We start from the raw sequence: 21,135 nt of genomic DNA, 5'->3' as shown, positions 1-21,135 counted from the left end.
GCCCCGCCGGGACCGGCAGTGGTCCCGGTCCCGGCGGGTTCCCGCCGCACCGCGACGGCAACACAAGGCCGCCGCTTTTGCGGTTCCGGCAACAGGACTGGCCCCGCCCCGGTGCGTCGGCGCACGCTGGCCGCATACGGACGAGAGGCTGACCAGCATGGCGCACGCACACCACCGGCACGGCGAGCACGACGGCTCGGGGCACCGCGAGCCCGGCCAGGGGCACCACCCCCACGACACCACCGACATCGACTGGGCCGAGATGGGCCCCCTGCTGGAGTCGCAGGCGGAGCTGTTCACGCCGCTGTACGAGCACGCCCTGGCCTGGCTCGGCAAGCGGCAGACCGATCCCGGCCTGGTCGTCGACGCGGGCAGCGGCCCCGGTGTGGTCGCCTGTCTGCTCGCCGACACCTTCCCCGGCGCCCGGGTCGTCGCCGTCGACGGCAACGAGCCGTTGCTGGAACGGGCCCGCGCCCGCGCCGGGCGACTGGGCGTCGCGGACCGCTTCGGCACCCTGGCCGGCGAACTGCCCGGCGTCCTAGGCGACCTCGACTACCCAGCCGACCTGCTGTGGGCCAGCCGCAGCCTGCACCACCTCGGCGACCAGCGGGCCGCGCTCGCCGCGTTCGCCGGGCATCTCGCCCCCGGCGGCACCATCGCCCTGATGGAGGGCGGCCTGCCGACCCGCTTCCTGCCCCGCGACATCGGCATCGGCCGCCCCGGCCTCCAGGCCCGGCTGGACGTCGTCGAGTCCGAGTGGTTCGCCCGGATGCGGGCCTCACTGCCCGGCGTGGTCGACGAGGCCGAGGACTGGGCCGCCCTGCTCGCCTCGGCCGGGCTGAAGCCCACCGGCACCCGCACCTTCCTGCTCGACCTCCCCGCCCCGGCCACGGACCGCGCCCGCGCCTACGTCGCCGCGACCCTGTCCCGGCTCCGCGAGGCCATGGCCGACGAACTGGACGCCGAGGACCGCGCCACCCTCGACCGTCTCCTCGACCCGTCCGACGGCGCGAGCGTCCACCACCGTCCCGACGTGTTCGTCCTGGCGGCCCACACGGTGCACACGGCGACGCGGACGCTGTGACGGCCGCCGGCCGGGGCGGTCCCGACGGCGGCCCGGCCGTGCGCACCGCGTCCGGTCAGGCCGTCGCGAAGGCCACCCCGGTCAGGCCATGTCGAACTTCGCCGGGTCCGGGCCCAGACGGCGGTCCTCGTTGAGGGCGCCGATCGCGGCCAGGTCCTCGATGTCCAGGCTGAAGTCGAAGACGTCGATGTTCTCCCTGATCCGGGACGGGGTCACGGACTTCGGGATCACGACGGTGCCCTGCTGGAGGTGCCAGCGCAGGACGACCTGGGCCGGAGTACGGCCGTGCTTCTGGGCGACGGCGACGATCGCCGGGACCTCCAGCAGGCCCTTGCCCTGGCCCAGCGGGGACCAGGCCTCGGTGTGGACGCCCTGCTCCGCGTGATAGGCGCGGGCGGCGTGCTGCTGGAGGTGCGGGTGCAGCTCGATCTGGTTGACCGCCGGGATGACCGACGTCTCCTCGATGAGGCGTTCCAGGTGCTCCGGCAGGAAGTTGGAGACGCCGATGGCCCGGACCCGGCCGTCCCCGAGGAGCCGCTCGAACGCCCGGTAGGTGTCGACGTACCTGTCGCGGGCCGGGGTCGGCCAGTGGATCAGGTACAGGTCCACGTACTCCAGGCCGAGCTTGGCGGCGGAGTCGTCGAAGGCGCGCAGCGTGGAGTCGTAGCCCTGGTCGCTGTTCCAGAGCTTGGTGGTCACGAAGACCTCCTCGCGCGGTACGCCGGAGGCGGCGATGGCCTTGCCGGTGCCCTCCTCGTTGCCGTAGATCGCCGCTGTGTCGATGCTGCGGTACCCGGTCTCCAGCGCCGTGGCGACCGCGCGCTCCGCCTCGGCGTCCGGCACCTGCCAGACGCCGAAGCCCAGCTGGGGCATCTCGACACCGTTGTTGAGGATGATCGGGGGGACCTTGCTGCTCACGAGCTCTCGATTCGTCGTTCGCTGTCCGGTGGTACGCCCATGGTCAACGATCACGGACCGGGACGCATTCCTGCCCCCGGCACCCTCGCGCCACCCTCGCGGCACCGGCACCGGCACCGGCACCGGCACCGGCACCGGAGCCCCCGGCACCGCACCCCCGGCACCGCGCCTCACACCTCGTACAGCGCGTCGACCTCCGACGCGTACGCCTTCTCGATCGCCTTGCGCTTGAGCTTCAGCGACGGCGTGAGCAGACCGTGCTCCTCGGTGAAGGGCTGCGCCAGGATGCGGAAGGTGCGGATGGACTCGGCCTGGGACACCAGCGTGTTGGCCGCGACCACCGACCGCCGCACCTCGGCCTCCAGATCCGGATCGTGCACCAGCTCGGCGGAGGTCAGCCGCGGCTTGTTGCGCATGGTCAGCCAGTGCTCGACCGCCTCCCGGTCGAGGGTGATCAGCGCCGCGACGAAGGGGCGGTCGTTGCCGACGACGACGCACTGGTGGATCAGCGGATGCTCGCGCACCCGCTCCTCCAGCACACCGGGGGAGACGCTCTTGCCGCCGGAGGTCACCAGGATCTCCTTCTTGCGGCCGGTGATGGTGAGGTAGCCGTCCTCGTCGATCTGGCCGACGTCGCCGGTGGCCAGCCAGCCGTCGTGCAGGGTCTCGTCGGTGGCCTTGGGGTTGTTGAGGTATCCCTGGAACACGTTCTGGCCGCGCAGCCAGATCTCGCCGTCCTCGGCGATGTGCACCGTCACGCCGGGCACGGGCCGGCCCACCGTGCCGTAGCGGGTGCGCTCGGGCGGGTTGGCGGTGGCGGCGGCGGTGGACTCGGTCAGGCCGTAGCCCTCGTAGATCTGCACGCCCGCGCCCGCGAAGAACAGCCCGAGCCGCCGGTCCATCGCCGAGCCGCCCGACATGGCGTTGCGGATGCGGCCGCCCATCGCCGCGCGCACCTTGGCGTACACGAGCTTGTCGAAGAACTGGTGCTGCATGCGCAGCCCCGCCGACGGGCCGGGACCGATGCCCCAGACCTTCTCCTCCACGGCGTCGGCGTACTTCACCGCGACCCCGACCGCCTTGTCGAACGGCCCGGCCCTGCCTTCCTTCTCGGCCTTGCGACGAGCCGCCGCGAACACCTTCTCGAAGATGTAGGGCACGGCCAGGACGAACGTCGGCCGGAAGGCGGCCAGGTCCGGCAGCAGCGCGGCGGCGTCCAGCCTCGGCTGGTGCCCGAAGCGCACCTTGCCGCGGATCGCGGCCACCTCCACCATCCGTCCGAAGACGTGCGCGAGCGGCAGGAACAGCAGGGTGGCGGCCTCGTCGCCCTTGCGGGAGTGGAACACCGGCTCCCAGCGCTCGATGACGGTGTCCGCCTCGTACATGAAGTTGCCGTGGCTGAGCACACAGCCCTTGGGGCGCCCGGTCGTGCCCGAGGTGTAGATGACGGTGGCCACCGACTCGGGAGTGACCGCGCGGCGGTGCCGGTGCACCACGTCGTCGTCCAGATGCGCCCCGGCCTCGTAGAGCTCCTGCACACAGCCCTCGTCGAGCTGCCACAGCCGGTCGAGTCGGGGCAGCCGGTCGATGACGGTGGCGATGGTCATGGCGTGGTCCTCGTGCTCCACGACCGCGGCCGTCACCTCGGCGTCGTACAGCATCCAGAAGACCTGCTCGGCCGAGGAGGTCGGGTACAGCGGCACCACCTGGGCGCCGATGGTCCACAGCGCGAAGTCGAACAGGGTCCACTCGTAGCGGGTGCGGGACATGATGGCGACCCGGTCACCGAACCGGACGCCCTGCGCGAGCAGGCCCTTGGCCAGCGCGAGCACCTCGTCGCGGAACTCGGCCGCGGTCACGTCCCGCCACTGCCCGGACTCGTCCTTGCGGCCGAGTGCGATCTGCTGCGGGTCCTCCTGGGCGTGCTCGAAGACGACGTCGGCAAGGCCGCCCACCGGCGGTGCCAACGCCAACGGAGGGTTGGTGAACTCGCGCAAACCCGCTCCCGCCTCGATGTGGCGCCCCGCAGCGCCGTGAAAGCTACCCCACCAGCATCGGAGAGGGGGAGGGCCCCGAAAGCGGAGCGGTGCTCAGGTCGGCACTGGTCAGCGGGGTAAATAACGTGCAGACGGGGAAGGTCCGGACAGCTTCCTGACGATCCAGTAAGTTTCGGGGCCGCAATCTCCACGGAATCTGTACGACCCGAGCCCCGCCTTCCGGCCCCGGCGGCGCGGCCCTTCCCCGGCCCGCCTTCCGGCCCCGGCGGCGCGGCCCTTCCCCGGCCCGCCTTCCGGCCCCGGCGGCGCGGCCCTTCCCGGCCCGTCGGCCGGACGCGAGGGCCGGCCTCACCGCGGTCAGCGCCGGATCGGCTGAATCCGCCACTCCGGTTCGCTCCGGGCCGGCCCGGCGAGCGCCCCCGGGCGAGGGCCCCGGCCCGTCACACCGGCTCGCGCCGCCCGCCCCGCTCCGGCCGTACCCCGCCCGCGAGCACCGCCGCCGCGAGGGCGTCCGCCGGGCCCTGGGCCGAGGCGCGGCCACGGTTGTGGACCAGGACGAAGTCGACCCTGCCCAGTTCGGGCAGGCCCGCGCGGTCCGGCACCCGGACCAGGCCGGGCGGGATCAGGCCGCGGGAGTGGGCCATCACGCCGAGGCCGGCCCGGGCCGCGGCGACCAGTCCGTTGAGGCTGCCGCTGGTGCACGCGACGCGCCAGTCGCGGCCCTCCCGCTCCAGCGCCTCCAGCGCCATCGCCCGGGTGATGCCGGGCGGCGGATAGACGATCAGCGGCACCGGCCGGCCCGCATCGAGCCGCAGCCGCTCGGCGCCGATCCACACCAGCCGGTCGTGCCAGACCAGCTGCCCGCGCGGATCGCCCGCCCGCCGCTTGGCCAGCACCAGATCCAGCTTCCCGGCCGTGAGCTGCTCGTGCAGCGTGCCCGACAGCTCGACGGTCAGTTCCAGGTCGACCTCGGGATGGTCGTGCCGGAACCGTTCGAGGATCTCCGGCAGCCGGGTCAGCACGAAGTCCTCCGAGGCGCCGAACCGCAGCCGCCCGCGCAGCCGGGTGCCGGTGAAGAACGCGGCCGCCTGCTCGTGCACCTCCAGAATCCGCCGCGCGAAGCCGAGCATCGCCTCGCCGTCCTCGGTCAGCTCCACCGAGTGGGTGTCCCGGCTGAACAGGGTCCGGCCGGCCGCCTCCTCCAGCCGCCGCACGTGCTGGCTCACCGTCGACTGGCGCAGCCCCAGCCGCCGTGCGGCCTGGGTGAAGCTCAGCGTCTGGGCCACGGCGAGGAAGGTACGCAGATGGGCGGCGTCGTACACGGTCCGAGGTTATCGCGGAACGTGATGACAGTAAGCGCGGTGTACGGGATTCCCGATCGGCCAGGGGAGAGGCAGGATGGATCGGGGACCCGTCGGCGCGAGGCGGGCCGGGCCCGTACGGCAAGGATCCGAGGACACGAGGACAGAGGACACGAGGACAGAGGGGAGCACCGAGCACCGTGAAACGCCTGACGTGGCCGAGCCGGCTGCCGATCGATCCGTACGTCCTGCTGCTGCTCGGGACCGTGGGGTTCGCCGCCCTGCTCCCGGCGCGCGGCGTGGGCGCGGACATCGCCTCCGGCGCCTCCGACGTGGCGATCGCGCTGCTGTTCTTCCTGTACGGCGTGCGCCTGTCCACCGTCGAGGCGCTTGAGGGCCTGCGGCACTGGCGGCTGCACCTCACGGTCCTGGCCTGCACCTTCGTGATCTTCCCGCTGCTGGGGCTGGCAGCCCGCGGCCTCGTCCCGGTGCTGCTGACCCAGCCGCTCTACCAGGGCCTGCTCTTCCTCACCCTGGTCCCCTCGACCATCCAGTCCTCGATCGCCTTCACCTCCATCGCCCGCGGCAACGTGCCCGCCGCGATCTGCGCCGGTTCCTTCTCCTCCCTCGTGGGCATCGTGCTCACCCCGCTTCTCGCGGCCCTCCTGCTGGGCGGCGGTGCCGGCGGGTTCTCGCCCGACGCGCTGGTGAAGATCGTGCTGCAGCTCCTGGTGCCGTTCCTCGCCGGGCAACTGCTGCGACCCTGGATCGGGGGCTTCGTCCGGCGGCACAAGAAGGTGCTGGGCCTGGTCGACCGCGGCTCGATCCTGCTGGTCGTCTACACGGCGTTCAGCGAGGGCATGGTCCAGGGCATCTGGCACCGGGTCAGCCCGCTGCGGCTCGGCGGCCTGCTGCTGGTCGAGGCCGTGCTGCTCACCGTGATGCTGGCGCTGACCTGGTACGGCTCCCGGGCGCTGGGCTTCGGCCGCGGGGACCGGATCGCCATCCAGTTCGCGGGCTCGAAGAAGTCCCTGGCCGCCGGACTGCCCATGGCGAGCGTGCTGTTCGGCGCGCAGGCCTCGCTGGCCGTGCTGCCGCTGATGCTGTTCCACCAGATGCAGCTGATGGTGTGCGCGGTGATCGCGGGGCGCCGCTCCCGTGACCCCGACGAACCGGTCAGCGCGCGTTCCTCAGCCGCAGCGTCAAGAACCGCGGCCGGTACAGGGCGACATCCCCGTTGAGCTGCGCGGCCGCGCCCGCCGGGTCGAGCCGGTTGACGTCGTGGCTGAGCACGAGCCGTCCGCCGCCGCTCAGTTCGGGGTGCGTCTGCGGGTTGTACGCGGCCACCCCGGAGCCCGGCAGCGGCGGCCCGAAGCCTCGGGCCGGGCCGTGCCAGGGTCCGGTGGGGGAGCAGGACCAGTACGAGGTCACGGTGGCCAGTCCGGCCGTTCCCGCGGCCATGGTGAACAGCACATACGTCCGCCCGTCCCGCACCACCGAGAAGGCACTGCCCACGCCGCGGCGCGTCCGGTCCCCGAGCACCGCGCCGGGCCGTACCCCGGCCGACCACCCCTGGCCCGTCCAGTACTCCCAGGCGGACGGGTCGCCGAGCCCGCCCTCGGGCACCCGGGCGACGTACGCCGAGGAGACCTGCCGCCCGGCGGGGCGGCCGTCGTCGCCGCCGTAGACGTACGTCCAGCCGTCCTCCGCCACGAGCGTCGTCCCGAACAGCACGCGCCGGGACGGGTCCGGCACCCCCTGCTCGTCGCGCACCCGCACCGTGGACTCCAGGCGCAGGCCGGGCAGCGAGAGCGTGGCGACCTCGGTGGCGAGAGGCACGCCGTAGATCCAGGGCGGCTGTCCGGCGGCGCGCACCCACAGCAGGACGCGCAGGACCTGTTCGGCCGCGCCGGGGGAGCGGGGCTCGACCCGGGCGGCCACCGGCCGGCGCCACTGACCGGGCGCGGGGTCCGGGAAGAGCGGGGTGGGCAGCGTGCTCTCCAGGCGGCCGTCGCGCATCAGCACGGCCGAGTCGCGCACCAGGGGAGCTGCGGCGTCGCGCCAGGAGGCGGACTCGCCGGAGGGGTTGGGCGGGGCGTACACCCGGCCCAGGTAGGTGTCGGAGAACAGCCACAGCAGCCGTCCGTCCGGCAGCCGCACCGAGTGCGTGCCGTCGCCGCCGGTCCAGTCGTCGGAGCGGGCCGCGTCGTCGCCGTAGCGGGCGAACTCGCAGGTGAGCGCGTCGTCGGCGGACCAGGACCCGACGGTCCGGGGCGCGCAGCCGCCGTCCGCCTCGTCCCCGCCCTCGGGCAGCGTCCTGAACAGCACCGCCCCGAGCACCAGGGCGAGCAGCAGGCCGATCCCGGCCCCCGTGCGCTGTCGTGCGCGGGCGTCGACGGACATCCCCGGCGACGTCAGCCGGTGCGGGGCGCCCGGTCCACGGGGCCCCCGCGCACGGCGGCCGGATCGGTCAGGCCCCGGCCGCCGACCGCATGGCGACGCGCTCCTCCCCCGCGTACACGTTCATGGAGCTGCCCCGCAGGAACCCGACCAGGGTCAGCCCGGTCTCGGCGGCCAGGTCCACGGCGAGCGACGACGGCGCGGACACCGCCGCGAGCACCGGGATGCCGGCCATGACCGCCTTCTGCGCCAGTTCGAACGAGGCCCGCCCGGAGACCAGCAGGATCGCCCGCGACAGCGGCAGCCGCCCGTCCTGGAGCGCCCGGCCGACCAGCTTGTCGACCGCGTTGTGCCGGCCCACGTCCTCGCGTACGTCGATCAGCTCCCCGTCCTCGGAGAACAGCGCCGCCGCGTGCAGGCCCCCCGTCCGGTCGAACACGCGCTGGGCCGCGCGCAGCCTGTCGGGCAGCCCGGCCAGCAGTTCGGGTTCGACCCGGAGCGGGGGAGTGTCGGAGATCGGCCAGCGTGCCGTCGTGCGCACCGCGTCCAGGCTGGCCTTGCCGCACAGCCCGCAGGAGGACGTGGTGTACACGTTCCGCTCCAGCGTGATGTCCGGGACCACCACACCCTGGGCGGTCCTCACGTCGACGACGTTGTACGTGTTCGACTCTCCCCCAGCGCCAGAGGGGCCTGGGGGGACCCCCACCTTGGCGCCCGCGCAGTAGACGATGTTCTGCAGGTCCTTCCGCTCGGCGAGGACCCCCTCGCTGACCAGGAACCCGGCGGCGAGCGCGAAGTCGTCGCCAGGTGTGCGCATGGTGATCGCCAGTGCCCTGCCGTTCAGCCGTATCTCCAGCGGTTCCTCGGCGACCAGGGTGTCCGGGCGGGCGGAGACCGCCCCGTCCCGGATCCGGATCACCTTGCGTCGTTCCGTGACTCGTCCCATGCGCCCATCAGCCCCGGTTCCGTCGGTTCACGCCATCATTGTCCTGCACATCATGCGGCCGTTCGCAGGGCCGGCAGGTCCGAGTTGGCGTGGACCGTGCGCAGGGCGGGCACGCCGGCGCCGGTGAAATCCGCCAGGCTCGACCACCGCGGCGAGCAGGACGCCGAGTCCGAGCGGGGAGATGTCGCCGGGCGGCTTCAGCCGGATGTCGTTGCGCGGGCCGGGTTCGACCGGCACCTCGGCCCGTCGGCACCTCGGCCCGTCGGCCCGTCGGCACCTCGGCCCGTCGGCACCTCGGCACCTCGGCCCGTCGGCCGCCATGACCGCGCCGAACGGCAGGCACCGCCCGGACACGCCGCGGTCGGGCTCGCCGACGGAGAAAGGGGTGCCCTTCAGGCGCCGGGCCGATCTCGGCAGGGTCGTCGGTGGCGTGGGCGCGGACGGTGGCCATGAGGCGGGACGGGGTACGGGTGCTCAGCCCGCGCGGCGAATTCACCGTGATGTGCGGTCCACGGGCGACGAGACGGACGTCGGCGCCCGCGGTGCAGGGCGGCACCGACACAGGCGCCGATGGAACGGGGACTCTCACGGGGGGAACTCTCCGTTCGGTCGAGGGAGTACCGCGGAGGGGGCCGAGAACGTCCGGATCGCGCCGACATTCACACCTCATCGACGAAATATTGTCTACAGTATGCCTCGATGATCGGCAAAGGGACGCACACGCGCGCCCCCCGGCTCTGACCGAAGCCGACAACCAGGACGCGTGATTCCTGTTCCTTCACCTGCCGGGCTACCGATCAGTCACTGACAAGACTGGTGGATCCCGCAACTTGAGGCCACAGGGGGTCCACCAGACATGAACGGCTCGCGCATCGCCGCCGTCGGCCACTACCAGCCCGCCGGAGTACTCACCAACGAGGACCTGGCCCGGATGGTCGACACCAGTGACGAATGGATCAGGAGCCGTGTCGGCATCCACACCCGTCACATCGCGGGGCCCGACGAGCCCGTGGACGAGCTGGCCGCGCACGCCGCCGCCAAGGCGCTCGCGGCGGCGGGGCTGACCCCCGCCGACATCGACCTCGTGCTCGTCGCCACCTCCACGGCCGTCGACCGGTCCCCGAACACCGCCGCGCGAGTCGCCGCCCGCCTCGGCATCCCCCGGCCCGCCGCCATGGACATCAACGTGGTGTGCGCCGGCTTCACCCACGCGCTGGCCACCGCCGACCACACCGTCCGCGCGGGCGCGGCCCGGCGCGCGCTGGTCATCGGCGCCGACAAAATGTCCGCGGTGACCGACTGGACCGACCGCACGACCTGCGTCCTCGTCGGCGACGGAGCGGGGGCCGCCGTCGTCGAGGCCTGCCCGGAGGGCGTCGAGCCCGGCATCGGGCCCGTGCTGTGGGGCTCGGTCCCCGAGATGGGGCACGCCGTGCGCATCGAGGGGGAGCCCGCGCGGTTCGCACAGGAGGGGCAGAGCGTCTACCGCTGGGCCACCCAGCAGCTTCCGCCGCTCGCCCGGCAGGCCTGCGAGCGGGCGGGCCTCACCCCGGAGCAGCTCGCCGCGGTCGTGCTGCACCAGGCCAACCTGCGGATCATCGAGCCGCTCGCCGGGAAGATCGGCGCGGTCCACGCCGTCGTCGCCCGCGATGTCGTCGAGTCGGGCAACACCTCCGCCGCGAGCATCCCGCTGGCCTTCTCCAAGCTCGTGGAACAGGGCGTCGTCTCCACCGGCGACCCGGTCCTGCTCTTCGGCTTCGGCGGGAACCTGTCCTACGCCGGGCAGGTCGTGCGCTGTCCTTGAGCCCTCCGCCGGCGTCGACCGTGCGCCGTAGACTGTAGACGAAAGCCAATTCACCGGCTTCGGCCTGCCGTACACGGCTCCGCCGAGGAGGGACGCATGTTGTCGACCGGACTGCCCCAGGGGACGGTGCCGAAGCTCGAACGGCCGGGGCCGCTGCGGGAGCGGGTCTACGAGGCGCTGCTGGAGCTGATCACCACCCGCGCCCTCCAGCCGGGCCAGCACCTCGTCGAGAGCGAACTCGCCGGGCACCTCGGTGTCTCCCGGCAGCCGGTGCGCGAGGCGCTCCAGCGGCTCAACACCGAGGGCTGGGTCGATCTGCGTCCCGCCCAGGGCGCGTTCGTGCACGAGCCGACCGAGCAGGAGGCCGACCAGCTCCTCACCGTGCGCACGCTGCTGGAGGCGGAGGCCGCCCGGTTGGCCGCCAAGGGCGCGAACGCCGCGGGCGTGAGCGCGCTTCAGGAGCTGTGCGCCGAGGGCGAGCGCGCGGTCGCCGACGACGACGTGGACGCCGACGTCGCCCTCAACGCCCGCTTCCACGCCAAGGTCATGGAGCTGTCGGGCAACGCCGTGCTCGCCGAACTGGCCGGCCAGGTCGACCGGCGTGTGCGCTGGTACTACACGCCCGTCGCCCGGCAGCGCGGCGAACAGTCCTGGACCGAGCACCGCGCCCTGATCGCCGCGATCGACGAACGCGACGAGCAGTTGGCCGGCCGCCTGATGCGCGAGCACACCGAGCACACCCGGCACTCGTACAACGCCCGCGGCACGTCCTGACGCGCCGCGGGGCGCCGCCGGTGCGCGGTTCGCGCCCACGCCGTCTCCGGCCGGTTCACGCCCGCGCCGGCTCCCGGCCCTCGCGGGGCGCCGTGACCGCCCGTGCCTCCAGCGCGAGCATGGCGACCAGTACGCCGACCAGGGCGAGGAGTTCGGCGTAGGCGCCCAGGCCGGTCCCGAGAGGGACCACGGCGAGCGTGACGAGGGCACCGAGCAGGCGGAAGCGGGCCGGGTGCAGACGCAGCACCGAGCGGAACGCCACGTCGCCGACGAGGAAGAGGGCGACACCGCCGGCCAGCGCTAGGGCCGGGCCGTTGTGCAGATGCTCGGTGAGGTGCCCGATGGACTTCTTCACACCCGCGGCGAAGAAGGCGATGCCGAGCAGCATCGGCAGGAAGGCGTAGTAGTACGCGTTCATCGCCAGGCGCCAGCGCGCGGGTGCCGGTGCCGACCGGAAGACGTGCTCGGCGAGTTCCTCGTCGCGGACGAAGTACGTCCACCACAGTGCCACCGCCACCGCGAGTGACAGGAACGCCCCGCCCAACAGGCCCGCCGTGAGCGGCAGATCGCCGATGCCGATACCGATCGCGATGACCGACTCGCCGAACGCGACGATCAGCAGCAGCCCGTGGCGCTCCACGAAGTGCGCGGGGTCCAGGCTGCCCAGCTGCACCCGCATCGTCTCGGCCGTGCGCCCGTCCCGGTGCCGGGGCCCGTGCTCGGCGACGAACGGCGTCACGAACTGCAGCACCACCGCCAGCAGCCAGAACCCGTCCGCCGCGAGCCCGTCGAACAGTCCGGCCGCCGTCACCGCCAGCGCCGCCAGCCCGTTGGACACGCCGTACCAGATGGAGTCCGGGCCGTGGCTGCGGGTGTAGAGGACGGTGTGGACGACGACCACTGCGAGGAACCCGAGCCCGAACACCACCCCGGTGTCGTCGAACACCCGGGGGACGGCCAGCGCGCACACCAGGAACGCGGCCATGCCCAGCATCAGCAGCAGCCGTCGCGAAGGCCGGTCCGGCGGCACCTGGTTGGTGAGATACGCGTAGGCGCCGTACATCCAGAACAGCACGACCAGGATCAGTGCCACTCGGCCGGCCCGCGCGAAGGACAGGTCGTCGGCGAGCAGCACGGTCAACTGGGTGAGAGTGAATACGAAGACGAGATCGAAGAAGAGTTCCAGGGTCGTCACTCTGCGACCCGGCTCCTGTACCGCTGTGTTCATGGCTCCCCCTTGCCTCGATGCCAAGATCGTAGGCAGTTCGTCGCGCAGGTGTGCGACGAGGGCGCCAACTCCCGTACGGGGCCTCAGGAACGTCAACGGCGCCCTGTTCGCCACCCTGTCCACCGACGACGCCCTCTTCGACCGGCTCGCCCCGCTCGCGCGGTGACCGCGAGGGGCTGTCGGGCGGCCTCGGGGCGTCCGCACGAGAGGGGTCTGGCGACGCCCCGCACGTCACGCGCGGTGAGGCGGTCCGCTCGGAGCGTACGGGCGGGCGAGGCCAGGTCAGCGGGCGGAAACGCAGGTGAAAGGCACTCCGAAAGCTTGGTATTGTTGTCCATGTCGCCGCGGGGAACGCCCCGCGCCAGGCGGCAGACACCTTGTCCGGGTGGCGGAATGGCAGACGCGCTAGCTTGAGGTGCTAGTGCCCTTTATCGGGCGTGGGGGTTCAAGTCCCCCCTCGGACACCATCGAAGGGCCGGTCGGGATCACTCCCGACCGGCCCTTCGCGTTGTTTCGGACACGGTCCCTTCATATCGACGGGCCGGACTCGGTGACCGCGGCGACCACACCCCCGGCCGGCAGACCGAGTGCCGCGCGCGGCCCTCGGGGGAGAGCGGGTCGACGACACTGAGCCCGTCCCGCCGGCCGCTCCGGTGGGCGAAGACGTAGCTGTCGGCCCCGCCGGGCCCCGACGACAGCGCGCTTGCGGGCGCGCAGAGCCGCCACGTCTGCGGTGCGGGTCGACGTGGAGCCCGTCGGACGGGCCGTCGCCGTGACCGTCCGGGGTGGGAGTCTCAGATGCTCCCAGGCGGCGAAACCGATTGCATACTGTATTCCACACCACGGGCGTGTCCACGCGTCGGAGCTGCGGCGGCCGGGCCTCCCGCGTCACCGGCGGAGACATACGCCTTCGGCAGCCGCATCCCCCGGTCGGCCATGATCCGCCGCACGCGGTCGGGGTAGTCCGTGATGACGCCGTCCACGCCGAGATCGATCAGCGCCTCGATGGTGGCCGGGTCGTCGCAGGTCCACGGGACGACCTTCAGGCCGCGCGCGTGCGCGTCGGCGATCATCCTGCGGTCCGGGTAGAAGCGGAAGCCCGGGTCGCCGACCTTGCCGCTCTGCGGGAAGCCGTAGTTGGGGGACAGAGCCCTGACACCGGGGATCGTCGCCGCGGCCCGTACGAAGTCGCCGTCGTAGTCGTCGGCGTCGATCCCACCGAGCCACGGGCTGGCGCCGGGCCTGCCGACCTGGAGGAAGTCGTAGTTCGTCAGGGCCACCAGAGGCCAGTGCGGGGCGAGTTCGTGCATCGCCCGCAGCGCACCCCAGTCGAAGGACTGGATCGTGACCTGGCGCTCGATGCCGGACGCGTGGATCTCCTCGTGGACCCGGCGCACGAACAGCTCGCGCGGCGCGGTCTGCTCGGGGGCGCCCGCCTCGACCTTGGTCTCGACGTTCAGCACGACCTGCCTGGCCTTGTGGCGCTTGACCAGGTTCAGGACGTCCCTGAGCTCCACCATCCGGTGGCCCTTGACCTGCTCCTGCTCGGGGAAGCCGGGCAGTTGCTGGAACCCGCAGTCCATCGTCCGGATCTGAGCCAGGGTCAGGTCCTTGATGTACTTGCCCACGTACGGGTACATCGGGTCGCCCGGGTCGACGGGGGCCGTGTCCCGGCACTTGGCGGCGCTGACCCGCCGGTCGTGCGTGACGACGACCTTGCGGTCCAGGGTGATCTGGGTGTCCAGCTCCAGGGTGGAGACGCCGAGGCGCAGCGCCTTGGCGAAGCCCTCCAGCGACGACTCGGTCGTCATGCCGAGGCCGCCGCGGTGGGCCTGGAGGTCGAAGTGGGTCTTGCGGGGCGGCACTTGGGGGCCGTCTCCCCCGGCGTGGGCGGTCGCGGGCAGCGCGAGCACCGGCACCAGGGCCAGGCCGGCGAGGAAGTGTCGGGCGGACATCGCAACCTCACTCATGTGTCGGGTGTGTCGACGCCGGGACGCTAGTGCGAGGCCGGGAGCCGGCCGAGGTCTGCGGCATGAGGGACCGTTGAACGCTCGGAGAACGGCGCATCCCCGGGGGGCAGGCCGCCCACGGCGGGAAGGGGACGTGTCGGGGGGTGTCCGCCCGCAGCGGACGCCGGGCACCGCCCTCAGTCGACGCAAGAGACCAGAACGGCGGACCGAGGACGGAGACCCCCCGGCGCGGCCCCGCACCACGCACCGACAAGGGGCGCTACAGCAACCCCCACCGAAAGAACAGGCCGCCGCAGGCCCCCACGGGTCGGGAGCCGCACCGGCACCCAGCCCCACGGCATCAGCCCCCACCGGACGCGAGAGGCCTACCGGCACCCAGCCCCACGGCATCAGCCCCCACCGGTCGGGAGCAGCCGCACTGACACCCAGCCCCACGGCATCAGCCCCCACCGGACAGGAGCAGCCCCCACCGGTCGGGAGCAGCCGCACTGACACCCAGCCCCACGGCATCAGCCCCCACCGGACAGGAGCAGCCCCCACCGGACGGGAGCAGCCCCACCGGTCGGGAGCAGCCGCACCGGTACCCAGCCCCACGGCATCAGCCCCCACCGGACGGCGGAGCCCGGGACGCGGGCAAAAATGCGAGGTGGCCCCGGTGCCCTCCGGGTCATCATGGGGCCTGCCGCGTCCCCGTGCCCGGGGCCGCGACCTGCACATCCGTCACCGGGGGGCTCCTATGACCGTCACCAACATCCTCCTGTCCGGCGTGGTCGGCTCCACCGCGTACGGCCTCGCCCGCGAGGGCTCCGACGTGGACCGGCTCGGCATGTTCGCCGCCCCCACCGAGGAGCTGCACGGCCTGCACACCCCCAAGGAGTCCCACGTCAGCACGGCCCCCGACCGCACCCTGCACGAGGCGGCCAAGTGGTGCCGGCTCGCCCTCGGCGGCAACCCGACCGTGATGGAACTCGTCTGGCTGCCGGACGAGTTGTACGAGGTCCGCACCCCGCTCGGCGACGAACTCATCGCCATCCGCGCCTCGTTCCTCAGCGCCCGACGGGTCCGCGACGCCTACCTCGGCTACGCCACCCAGCAGTGCCGCAAGCTGCTCGGCCGCGGGGACGGCACTCCTGACGCCGACACCCGCAGGCGGATCGCCAAGAACGCCCGGCACCTGAAGCGGCTGTGCGAGCAGGGCTACGAGCTTTACCGCACCGGCGCGCTGACCGTCCGGGTCGAGGATCCGGAGAGCTACCACCGCTTCGGCGAGCAGGTCGCCGCGGACCCCGAGGCCGCGCTGCCGCTGCTCGGCCGCTTCGAGAGGGCCTTCGACGACACGGTCAGCGTCCTGCCCGAACAGCCCGACGAGGCCCCGGCCGACGCCTGGCTGCGCCGCGTGCGTCGGCACTTCTACGCGCCCGGCACCACCGCCGCACGAGGCCAGTAAAAAAAGCCGGGTGCCGCCCGCGCCGGCACTTCTACACGCCCGACACCACCGCCGCACGAGGCCGGTGAAAAACCGGGTGCCACCCACCGGTCGGGTTCCCTAGACTCACGGCAACAACGCGCGCCGCCCCGTACCGGCGGCGCGCCGCCGTGTCGAGCGAGGGGAGCCGGGCCGTGCGTGACCGCACCGCTGTCGTCGTTCCCCGCTCCCGGTCCGAGGTGATCCTGGTGTCCTCGTCCGCCCGGTGCCCGCTGCGCGGCCGGCACCGGATGCCGTGACGACCACCTCCACGGTTCCACAACGACTCTGACGCACCGTCAGGCGACGTCGTCATGGTGAATCGCGCCGCACCCACCCGGAGACACCCGAAAGGCAACGGCCGTGCGCGCCAACGTCACGAACCCCCTCGCCACCGTCCGCAACCTGGGCATCCTCGCCCACGTCGACGCCGGCAAGACCACCGTCACCGAACGGATCCTGTACGCCACCGGCACCACCCACAAGCGCGGTGAGGTCCACGACGGCACCACTGTCACCGACTTCGACCCGCAGGAGCGCGACCGGGGCATCACCATTTTCGCCGCAGCCGTCAGCTGCGCCTGGGACGGCCATCGCGTCAACCTGATCGACACCCCCGGCCACGTCGACTTCGCCGACGAGGTCGAGCGCTCGCTGCGGGTGCTGGACGGCGCGGTCGCGGTGTTCGACGCCGTGGCGGGCGTGGAACCGCAGAGCGAGTCGGTGTGGCGGCAGGCGGAGCGGTACGGCGTGCCGAGGATCGCCTTCGTCAACAAGCTCGACCGCGCGGGCGCCGACCTCGACCGGGCCGTGGACTCCATCCGCGAGCGGCTGCATCCGGCCCCGCTGGTGGTGCAGTTGCCCATCGGTGCGGAGGACGGCTTCATGGGAGTCGTCGACCTGGTCGGGATGCGCGCCCTGGTCTGGGCCGACGGCGCCGAGGCGCCCCTGGAGGGCCCGGTGCCGCCCGGTCTGCACGAGGAGGCCGTACGGCGTCGGCGGCTGCTGGAGGAGGCCGTCGCCGAACGCCATCCGGCCGCGCTGGAGGAGTTCTGCAACCGGGAGACGCTGTCCGCGCCGACGCTGACCACGGCCCTGCGGGACCTGACCCGCGGCGGCGACGGGGTCGTGGTGCTGTGCGGCTCCGCCTACCGCAACCGCGGGATCGAACCGCTGCTGGACGCGGTGGTGGCGTACCTGCCGTCCCCGCTCGACGTGCCGCCGGTACGCGGTGAGCACGAGGGCGAGGAGCGGGAGCGCCCCGCCGACCCCAGGGCGCCGCTCGCCGCGCTGGCGTTCAAGGTGCACGCCGGCCCGACCGGGCGGCTGACGTTCCTGCGGCTGTACTCGGGCACGCTGGAGAAGGGAGACGCGGTGTGGGACCCGGGCACCCGGCGCACCGAGCGTATCGGGCGCATCCTGCGCGTGACGGCCGACCGGTACGCTCCGCTGGAACGGGCCGTGGCGGGTGACATCGTGGCCGTGGTCGGGCTCAAGTCCGCCCGGCCGGGCTCCACGCTGTGCGCGCCGGACGCCCCGGTCGTCCTCGAACCGCCCGGCGTCGCCGACCCCGTGGTGTCCGTGGCCGTGGAGGCGCGCACCTCGCGGGACTCGGGCCGGCTGGCCGCCGCGCTGGCCCGGCTCGCCGAGGAGGACCCGTCCCTGCGGGTGCGCACCGATGCGGAGACCGGGCAGACGGTGCTGTCCGGCATGGGCGAACTGCATCTGGAGGTCGCGGTGGAGAAGATGCGCCGCGAACTGGGACTGGAGGTCAACGTGGGGCGCCCGAAGGTGAGTTACCGCGAGACCGTCGTGCGCGGTGTGACCGGCTCGGTGTACCGGCATGTCAAACAGGACGGCGGGGCGGGGCAGTTCGCCCATGTCGTGCTCGACGTGGAACCGCTGGACGCTGAGCCGGGCGGCACCGGCTTCGAGTTCCGCTCGGCGGTCGTCGGCGGCCGGGTGCCGCAGGAGTACGTCCGTGCTGTGGAGGCGGGCTGCCGGGACGCCCTCGCCGCGGGGCCGCTCGACGGGCACCAGGTCACCGGGCTGCGGGTCACCATCACCGACGGGGCGACCCATGTGAAGGACTCCTCGGAGACGGCCTTCCGCACGGCGGGCCGGCTCGGGCTGCGCCAGGCGCTGCGCGCCTGCGGCATGGTGCTGCTCGAACCCGTTGCCGAGGTGACCGTCACCGTGCCCGAGGACGCCGTCGGCGGTGTGCTCGGCGACCTCGCGGCACGCCGCGGCCGGGTCACCGGCCAGGCCGCGCGCGGCGGGGCCGCGGTCGTCACCGCCACGGTGCCGCTCGCCGAACTCTTCGGCTACGCGACCCGCCTGCGCGGCCGCACCCAGGGCCGGGGCACCTTCACGGCCCGCCCGACCGGCTACGCGCAGGCCCCGGCGGCAGCCGCCACGGCGACGCGGTAGCTCTCGGACCGGGCCGCCGGAGCACGGCGAGGCGTGCGGCGGCCCCACCCGCGAGGGTGGGGCCGCCGTCCCGCGACCGGTGATCGCTGCACCGCGCCTGATCGGTTTACAGTCCCGCGCGCCGCACTCATATAGTTCGTAGTGCGAACTGAATGTTTCACGGGGGTAGGCGATCACGACCGTAACGACCGTGCGCAAGCCGCTGTTCGGAACCGGCGGCCTCACCGGGGTGCACGAGGCCGAGGCCACGCTGCGCCAGGCGGGGCAGGCCGACCGCCAGGACCTGGACCTGTTCACCGTCTCCGACCACCCGTACTTCGGCGACCGCCTCGACGGCTACTCCATCCTCGGCGTCGCCCTCGGCCGCACCCTCCTTTCCGCCGCTCTCACCCGGCGAGCGTCTGGAGCACCTTCTCCTCCCGCGGCGCCGCCTGCGCGCGCTCCCGCGACCGTCGCCACAGCCACAGCACATCCCGCCCGAACGACCACACCAGCGTCCCCAGGGCGAACACGACCACCGCCGTGGTGGCCGGCCGGGGCAGCAGGTCCGAGGCCCCCACCAGGAGGAAGACGCCCTGTACGGCGGCCACCGTCTTACGGGCCGTCGACGGGGGCAGCGGCGCGTTCAGCCAGGGCCACACCCGGGCCGCGGCGACGAAGGCGTACCGCATGCCGCCGATCAGCAGCACCCAGGGGCCGAGGGAGGCGGCCACGTACACGCTCAGCACCAGGATGAGGAACGCGTCGACCTCCATGTCGAAGCGGGCGCCCAGCGGTGTCGAGGTGCCGGTGCGGCGGGCGACCTTGCCGTCGACGCCGTCGAGGATCAGCGCCACCGCCGTCAGGCCCACGAACAGCGTGATGGGCGTGGGGCTCCGGAAGGAGTCGGCCACCAGCGCCGTCACCGCGCCGACCAGGACGGCCCGGCCGAGGGTCACCCGGTTGGCCGGGCCGAAGGAGCGTGGCCGGGCGCGGTGCAGGGCGCGGGAGAGCACCGCCCAGGTGGCGAACGCGAAGGCCAGCCCGGTGAGCCAGCCCGCCGGGCCCAGGCCGACCGCCGTCCCGAGCAGGGCCAGCAGCACAAGCTGCGCACCCGCCCCGACGGCGGTCTCCTGCTGGACCGGCCACGCGTCGTAAGTGTCGTTCAGGGCCACCGCACATCCTCCGGCCGTATGACAGAGTCGATCAACGCCGCGTACCTTGTCCGCGGCCTGTGCACTTCTCCGTACGTGAACAGCTTGCCGTGCGTTCAAGGACTATCAGGAGGATGTGAATGAACAGCCCCGCACGCGCGTTCTGGCTGGCCTCTCCCGGCGAGGGCGAGATACGCGAGGTGCCCCTGCCCGAGCCCGCCGAGGGCGAGGTGCTGGTGCGCAGCCTGTACTCCGGGATCAGCCGGGGCACCGAGACCCTGGTGTTCCGCGGCCAAGTGCCGCGCAGTCAGTACGCCGCGATGCGGGCGCCGTTCCAGGAGGGCGACTTCCCCGGGCCGGTGAAGTACGGCTACCTGAACGTGGGCGTGGTCGAGCGGGGGCCCGCAGGGCTGCTCGGCCGGACCGTGTTCTGCCTGTATCCGCACCAGACGCGGTACGTCGTGCCCGCCTCGGCCGTCACTCCCGTGCCCGAGTCCGTGCCCGCCGAACGGGCCGTCCTCGCCGGCACCATGGAGACGGCCGTGAACGCCCTGTGGGACGCGGCCCCGCTGGTCGGCGACCGGATCGCCGTGATCGGCGGCGGCATGGTCGGCTCCTCGGTCGCCGCCCTTCTCGCCCGCTTCCCCGGCGTCCGCGTCCAGCTCGTCGACACCGACCCGGACCGCGCCCGCACCGCAGACGCCCTCGGTGTCGCCTTCGCCGCACCCGAGGACGCGCTCGGCGACTGCGACCTCGTCGTCCACGCCAGCGCCACCGAGCAGGGGCTCGCCCGCGGTCTGGAACTCCTCGCCGCCGAGGGCACGCTCGTCGAACTGAGCTGGTACGGCGACCGCAGCGTCGCCCTGCCGCTCGGCGAGGCCTTCCACTCCCGGCGCCTGACCCTGCGCGCCAGCCAGGTCGGCACCCTCTCCCCGGCCCGTGCGAACAGGACGTACGCCGAACGGCTCGCCCTCGCCCTCGACCTGCTCGCCGATCCCGCGCTGGACGCCCTGATCACCGGCGAGAGCGGCTTCGACGAACTCCCGGACGTCCTGCCGAAGATCGCCTCCGGCGAGATCCCGGCCCTGTGCCACCGGATCGCGTATCCCGGCGTCTTGACCTGAGAAGAGAGTGAGAGAGGGCTGAACACGGGGAAGCCAAGAGCCGTACTACACGGCATCCCCCGGCAGGGAGTCACGGGGGACCAGACGCACCGCACTGGAGGGTCGTCCGTTGTTCAGCATCACCGTCCGCGATCACATCATGATCGCCCACAGCTTCCGCGGCGAGGTCTTCGGCCCCGCGCAGGCCCTGCACGGAGCGACGTTCCTGGTGGACGCCACCTTCCGGCGCGAGCGGCTGGACGAGGACAACATCGTCGTCGACATCGGCCTCGCCACCCGCGAACTCGGCGCGATCGTCGCCGAGCTCAACTACCGCAACCTCGACGACGAGCCCGACTTCGAGGGCGTCAACACCTCCACCGAGTTCCTCTGCCAGGTCATCGCCGACCGCCTCGCCGAGCGCGTCCACCGGGGAGGCCTGGGCGAGGGCGCCCAGGGCCTCGCGGGCATCACGGTCACGCTGCACGAGTCGCATGTCGCGTGGGCCAGTTACGAGCGTGCCTTGTGACCGACACGACGGTGGCCCGCCCCCACGTGGACCAACTCACCCCGTACGGCGGA

General features: G+C 73.0%; 17 protein-coding genes, 1 tRNA gene, 1 pseudogene and 1 CRISPR repeat array. Of the genes and pseudogenes, 10 read left to right on the top strand and 9 right to left on the bottom strand.

Translation table 11 applies throughout. From position 1 onward, the window contains the following. The first annotated feature begins 157 nt into the window (after positions 1-157). Entirely contained in the window at positions 158-1,084 is a 927-nt protein-coding gene (locus ABZZ79_RS37090) for a methyltransferase domain-containing protein (protein WP_356696634.1), read from the top strand. 81 nt (positions 1,085-1,165) lie between these two features. Here the strand turns inward: ABZZ79_RS37090 and ABZZ79_RS37085 are convergent, their stop codons facing one another. The 3 genes from ABZZ79_RS37085 to ABZZ79_RS37075 form a co-directional block, all read right to left on the bottom strand. Then, positions 1,166-2,002, bottom strand: a complete 837-nt coding sequence (locus ABZZ79_RS37085; protein WP_356696632.1) for an aldo/keto reductase — start codon at positions 2,000-2,002, stop codon at positions 1,166-1,168. A gap of 170 nt (positions 2,003-2,172) precedes the next feature. Then, positions 2,173-3,999: an AMP-dependent synthetase/ligase gene (locus ABZZ79_RS37080; RefSeq protein WP_356696630.1), complete on the bottom strand. Its 1,827-nt coding sequence runs from the start codon at positions 3,997-3,999 to the stop codon at positions 2,173-2,175. 440 nt (positions 4,000-4,439) lie between these two features. Next, the gene (locus tag ABZZ79_RS37075) at positions 4,440-5,321 is read right to left on the bottom strand and encodes a LysR substrate-binding domain-containing protein (RefSeq protein ID WP_356696628.1); all 882 of its coding nucleotides are present in this window, start codon (positions 5,319-5,321) and stop codon (positions 4,440-4,442) included. 179 nt (positions 5,322-5,500) lie between these two features. On the opposite strand from ABZZ79_RS37075, the gene ABZZ79_RS37070 reads away from it, so the two are divergent. Then, entirely contained in the window at positions 5,501-6,541 is a 1,041-nt protein-coding gene (locus tag ABZZ79_RS37070; protein ID WP_356696626.1) for a bile acid:sodium symporter family protein, read from the top strand. On the opposite strand, the gene ABZZ79_RS37065 is transcribed toward ABZZ79_RS37070, so the two are convergent. From ABZZ79_RS37065 to ABZZ79_RS37055, 3 genes and pseudogenes are all read right to left on the bottom strand, one after another. Then, entirely contained in the window at positions 6,477-7,703 is a 1,227-nt protein-coding gene (locus tag ABZZ79_RS37065; RefSeq protein ID WP_356696624.1) for a DUF4185 domain-containing protein, read from the bottom strand. The two genes, ABZZ79_RS37070 and ABZZ79_RS37065, sit on opposite strands and share 65 nt — an antisense overlap. Positions 7,704-7,770: 67 nt before the next feature. Continuing rightward, positions 7,771-8,646: a formate dehydrogenase accessory sulfurtransferase FdhD gene (fdhD, locus tag ABZZ79_RS37060; RefSeq protein ID WP_356696622.1), complete on the bottom strand. Its 876-nt coding sequence runs from the start codon at positions 8,644-8,646 to the stop codon at positions 7,771-7,773. A 50-nt stretch (positions 8,647-8,696) separates the two neighbouring features. Continuing rightward, positions 8,697-9,218, bottom strand: a pseudogene (locus ABZZ79_RS37055) (hypothetical protein). Between the two features lie 284 nt (positions 9,219-9,502). Here ABZZ79_RS37055 and ABZZ79_RS37050 point away from each other — a divergent pair. Then, positions 9,503-10,450 carry a beta-ketoacyl-ACP synthase III gene (locus ABZZ79_RS37050; protein WP_356696620.1) on the top strand — a complete coding sequence of 316 codons (948 nt, stop codon included), beginning with the start codon at positions 9,503-9,505 and terminating at the stop codon, positions 10,448-10,450. A 96-nt stretch (positions 10,451-10,546) separates the two neighbouring features. Next, complete coding sequence (locus ABZZ79_RS37045; protein ID WP_356696618.1) at positions 10,547-11,224, top strand: GntR family transcriptional regulator; 678 nt, start codon at positions 10,547-10,549, stop codon at positions 11,222-11,224. A gap of 55 nt (positions 11,225-11,279) precedes the next feature. Here ABZZ79_RS37045 and ABZZ79_RS37040 read toward each other — a convergent pair whose 3' ends face one another. After that, positions 11,280-12,452 carry a low temperature requirement protein A gene (locus ABZZ79_RS37040; RefSeq protein WP_356696616.1) on the bottom strand — a complete coding sequence of 391 codons (1,173 nt, stop codon included), beginning with the start codon at positions 12,450-12,452 and terminating at the stop codon, positions 11,280-11,282. On the opposite strand from ABZZ79_RS37040, the gene ABZZ79_RS37035 reads away from it, so the two are divergent. Both ABZZ79_RS37035 and ABZZ79_RS37030 read left to right on the top strand, forming a co-directional pair. Beyond that, positions 12,451-12,618 carry a hypothetical protein gene (locus tag ABZZ79_RS37035; protein ID WP_356696614.1) on the top strand — a complete coding sequence of 56 codons (168 nt, stop codon included), beginning with the start codon at positions 12,451-12,453 and terminating at the stop codon, positions 12,616-12,618. The genes ABZZ79_RS37040 and ABZZ79_RS37035 overlap by 2 nt on opposite strands. 213 nt (positions 12,619-12,831) lie before the next feature. After that, positions 12,832-12,919: transfer RNA gene (locus ABZZ79_RS37030), tRNA-Leu, on the top strand. A 327-nt stretch (positions 12,920-13,246) separates the two neighbouring features. On the opposite strand, the gene ABZZ79_RS37025 is transcribed toward ABZZ79_RS37030, so the two are convergent. Then, complete coding sequence (locus ABZZ79_RS37025) at positions 13,247-14,407, bottom strand: glycerophosphodiester phosphodiesterase family protein (protein WP_356696612.1); 1,161 nt, start codon at positions 14,405-14,407, stop codon at positions 13,247-13,249. Between the two features lie 338 nt (positions 14,408-14,745). After that, a CRISPR array of direct repeats spans positions 14,746-15,033; the repeat unit is 30 nt; unit sequence CACCCAGCCCCACGGCATCAGCCCCCACCG. Positions 15,034-15,158: 125 nt separating this feature from the next. On the opposite strand from ABZZ79_RS37025, the gene ABZZ79_RS37020 reads away from it, so the two are divergent. Together ABZZ79_RS37020 and fusA are read left to right on the top strand one after the other, a co-directional pair. After that, entirely contained in the window at positions 15,159-15,869 is a 711-nt protein-coding gene (locus tag ABZZ79_RS37020; protein WP_356696610.1) for a nucleotidyltransferase domain-containing protein, read from the top strand. Positions 15,870-16,250: 381 nt separating this feature from the next. Further along, complete coding sequence (gene fusA, locus ABZZ79_RS37015) at positions 16,251-18,317, top strand: elongation factor G (protein ID WP_356696608.1); 2,067 nt, start codon at positions 16,251-16,253, stop codon at positions 18,315-18,317. Positions 18,318-18,703: 386 nt separating this feature from the next. Here fusA and ABZZ79_RS37010 read toward each other — a convergent pair whose 3' ends face one another. Next, the gene (locus tag ABZZ79_RS37010) at positions 18,704-19,471 is read right to left on the bottom strand and encodes a CDP-alcohol phosphatidyltransferase family protein (protein ID WP_356696606.1); all 768 of its coding nucleotides are present in this window, start codon (positions 19,469-19,471) and stop codon (positions 18,704-18,706) included. A gap of 119 nt (positions 19,472-19,590) precedes the next feature. Between ABZZ79_RS37010 and ABZZ79_RS37005 the strand changes: the two genes are divergently transcribed. Together ABZZ79_RS37005 and ABZZ79_RS37000 are read left to right on the top strand one after the other, a co-directional pair. After that, positions 19,591-20,574, top strand: coding sequence for a 3-hydroxyacyl-CoA dehydrogenase NAD-binding domain-containing protein (locus tag ABZZ79_RS37005; protein ID WP_356696604.1), 984 nt, complete (start codon positions 19,591-19,593; stop codon positions 20,572-20,574). Between the two features lie 109 nt (positions 20,575-20,683). Next, positions 20,684-21,082: a 6-carboxytetrahydropterin synthase gene (locus tag ABZZ79_RS37000; protein WP_356696602.1), complete on the top strand. Its 399-nt coding sequence runs from the start codon at positions 20,684-20,686 to the stop codon at positions 21,080-21,082. Positions 21,083-21,135 lie beyond the last annotated feature (53 nt).

Source organism: Streptomyces sp. NPDC006458 (genome assembly GCF_040612135.1).
Classification (GTDB): Bacteria; Actinomycetota; Actinomycetes; order Streptomycetales; family Streptomycetaceae; genus Streptomyces.
Note: the sequence above shows the minus strand (reverse complement) of the source record. Positions and strands in the feature narration are given on the sequence as shown.

What these genes read in the sequence shown, in the direction of transcription:
- ABZZ79_RS37020 (WP_356696610.1), top strand. Translation starts at nt 15,159, where the DNA reads ATGACCGTCACCAACATCCTCCTGTCCGGCGTGGTCGGCTCCACCGCG.
- ABZZ79_RS37040 (WP_356696616.1), bottom strand. Translation starts at nt 12,452, where the DNA reads ATGAACACAGCGGTACAGGAGCCGGGTCGCAGAGTGACGACCCTGGAA.
- ABZZ79_RS37090 (WP_356696634.1), top strand. Translation starts at nt 158, where the DNA reads ATGGCGCACGCACACCACCGGCACGGCGAGCACGACGGCTCGGGGCAC.
- ABZZ79_RS37025 (WP_356696612.1), bottom strand. Translation starts at nt 14,407, where the DNA reads ATGTCCGCCCGACACTTCCTCGCCGGCCTGGCCCTGGTGCCGGTGCTC.
- ABZZ79_RS37065 (WP_356696624.1), bottom strand. Translation starts at nt 7,703, where the DNA reads ATGTCCGTCGACGCCCGCGCACGACAGCGCACGGGGGCCGGGATCGGC.
- ABZZ79_RS37005 (WP_356696604.1), top strand. Translation starts at nt 19,591, where the DNA reads ATGAACAGCCCCGCACGCGCGTTCTGGCTGGCCTCTCCCGGCGAGGGC.
- ABZZ79_RS37035 (WP_356696614.1), top strand. Translation starts at nt 12,451, where the DNA reads ATGGCTCCCCCTTGCCTCGATGCCAAGATCGTAGGCAGTTCGTCGCGC.
- fdhD (WP_356696622.1), bottom strand. Translation starts at nt 8,646, where the DNA reads ATGGGACGAGTCACGGAACGACGCAAGGTGATCCGGATCCGGGACGGG.
- ABZZ79_RS37050 (WP_356696620.1), top strand. Translation starts at nt 9,503, where the DNA reads ATGAACGGCTCGCGCATCGCCGCCGTCGGCCACTACCAGCCCGCCGGA.
- ABZZ79_RS37045 (WP_356696618.1), top strand. Translation starts at nt 10,547, where the DNA reads ATGTTGTCGACCGGACTGCCCCAGGGGACGGTGCCGAAGCTCGAACGG.